This window comes from Sandarakinorhabdus sp., from assembly GCF_031430775.1.
Lineage (GTDB): Bacteria > Pseudomonadota > Alphaproteobacteria > Sphingomonadales > Sphingomonadaceae > Sandarakinorhabdus.
This window is the reverse complement of sequence record NZ_JANPCD010000028.1, coordinates 1-2,602: the sequence shown is the minus strand read 5'-3', so window position 1 is coordinate 2,602 and position 2,602 is coordinate 1. Positions and strand designations below refer to the sequence as shown.

At 68.4% G+C, this 2,602-nt stretch carries 1 protein-coding gene and 1 pseudogene; both read left to right on the top strand.

From position 1 onward, the window contains the following. The coding region (locus RMQ73_RS01660) for a phage tail protein (protein WP_310496236.1) at window positions 1-1,280 on the top strand (1,280 nt) is incomplete at its 5' end. A gap of 36 nt (window positions 1,281-1,316) precedes the next feature. Beyond that, window positions 1,317-2,602, top strand: a pseudogene (locus tag RMQ73_RS01655) (hypothetical protein); the annotation flags it as partial.

Genomic DNA, 2,602 nt, shown 5'->3' with positions numbered 1-2,602 from the left:
TCATCGCCACCGACGTGGCCGCCGGGCGCGGCACGCACGAGCTGCTGTGCCAGCGTATCGAGGGCCAGCACATGCAGCTGCGCATCACGCTGGCCAGCGACGGCGATGTGACGCCCCGGCTGCGGGCGCTCAGGGCGTCATGGCCGCGTCAGTCATGGGCGCAGCGTTATCTGCCTGGTGTCTATCTGGAGGCGCCCGAGCCGGCGGATTTTCTTACCCGCTATCTGTCCAACATGCAGGGGATCACATCGCGGATCGAAGCCGCGATCATCGCGGCGGAGCATCTGCTGGACACGCGCACGGCGCCGCAGGAGGCCTTGCCATGGTTGGCCGGCTGGTTCGATGTCGCGCTCGATCCGGCCTGGGGGGAGGCGCGCAGCCGTGCCTTTATCGCCCATGCCGTGACATTCTTTGGCTGGCGCGGCACAATGAAGGGCGTCGAAAGCGCGTTGGCGCTGGCGTTCGGCCAGCCGCTGGGCGGCACGTTGTTCGGCAGCAAGGATTGCCGCTGCGAAGGTGCGATCCGCATCGTCGAGACGTTCCGCACCCGCCGGTTGGGGCGCATTGGCGCCGGCGATTCCAGCAGCATTGCCGATGCCGAAATCATCGACCCTGGCCTGGCGGAACAAGGCGCATGGCGCGCGTTTCAGACCGGGCTGGGCCGCAGCGCAAGCGCCGCCATGGCCAGCCTGCCGCGCCTGTCGGTACCGGGAGGTCATGCGCAGGATTGGGCCGCATTCCTGCTGCGCACATCGCCGGCCCGGCAGTATTGGCAGCGGTTCCTGACGGGGCGGTATCGCCGCATCGACGCGCTGAACGATGCCCATGGCAGCGGCTGGAACAGTTTTGGCGAGGTGGCGCTGAATGATGCCGCCGCCGCCACTGCTGCTGGCCGGGCCGACTGGGGCGCCTTTACGGCCGGGTTGATGCCGATTGCCCGCACGGCGCACCGGTTTTCGGTGCTGCTGCCGGTTGGCCCCGGCGACGCCACGGATGCCGAAACACTCGAGGGCCGGCGCCGGCTGGCGGCCCGGATCGTCGATCTGGAAAAGCCGGCCCATACGATTTTCGACGTGCGGTTCTATTTCGCGATGAACCGCATCGGAGAGGCGCGGCTGGGCATGGACACCACATTGGGGGCCGGCAGCCGGTCTGCCGATACTCTGCCGCCTGCCCTGCTGGGCCGGGCGTGGCTGGGCGAAAGCTTTGTCGGCCCCGATGGCCCTGCTCTGCCCGATGGCGCTGACCTGAACGCCAGCCGGACACGCCTGTCATGCTGAAACCGACCGCTCACCTTGATTTTGGGGAGGCCTCCGATGGGTTGCTGTAACACCACGACCGCCGCTGCACCGGGCATTGCCGCACCGGACCCGCACGCCCATGTCAATTTCGTCAAGGGCATGGTGCTGGGCGTTGCCGATTATGTCCAGGAACACGCCTATCTGATCGGCCGCAGCGAATGGATCGTGCGCGATCTTATTGGCTATGGCACCGCCAGCGGGCTTGCCGTTGGCATCGAGAATGATGGCGACAATGGCCCGCGCGTGCGCATCACGGCCGGGTCGGCGGCGGCGCCATCGGGCAAGCTGATCTGTGTCGGGCGCGATCAGTGCGGGTCGCTGAACGGCTGGCTGGCGCTGCCGGAAACCGGGCGGGGCCTGGTGCCGGCGGCGGGTGACCCGATGCCGACGGCGACGACCATGTACCTTACCTTGTGCTTCCGCGATTGCGAAACCGCGCCGGTGCCGGTGCCGGGCGAGCCCTGCCGCAGCGAGGCGGCGTTGATGGCGCCCAGCCGCATCAGCGATGATTACTGCCTCGAATTTCGCCGCGAAGCACCGATGCAGCGCGAAGCCGATGCGATGGCGGCGCTGTCGGGCTGGCTTGACGGTATTGCCGACACCGGTCCGGGCACGCCGCCGCTGGCCGCCGCAGATTGGCAAAAGACGATCCGCGATGCGCTGGCATTGATTGCGCCCCAGCCTGCGATATTGGCACCCGCCGATCCGGCACCAGAAGTGCCGCCGCCGTATCTGCCGCCGCAAGTGCCGCCGTTGCCTGCAGGCGTTGAAATCGACGATTTCGATGACTTTTTGAAACTGGTGTGGCGCATCTGGCTGACGGAATTCCGTCCGCGCGTCATGGCACAGCGCTGCCATGAACGCCACGAACATGCCGATGACTGCGTGCTGCTGGCTGCCATCACGGTGCCGCTGGAACATACCGGCGACAACCCGGCGGCGGGGTGGAAGGTGGCGGGACCGGCAGCAGGTGTCACGGTCGATGAAAGCCGCCGGCCGCTGATCGCGCCGCTGCATCTGGTGCAGACGGCGCTGGGCATCATGACCGATGCTGGCTCTGCTGGCACAGGACCGGCGGGGCCGGAAGGGCCTGCTGGACCGGAGGGGCCAGCAGGCCCCGAAGGCGAGGATGGCGACGACGGTTTGCCGGGCGCGACTGGTGCCACCGGACCGGCGGGGCCGGCTGGCCCACAAGGCCCGATCGGACCAACAGGCCCACAAGGCCCGCCGGGAACGGGCGGCGCCGGCAGCGTTGGACCCGCCGGACCCGCCGGACCCGCAGGACCTCAGGGGCCGCAAGG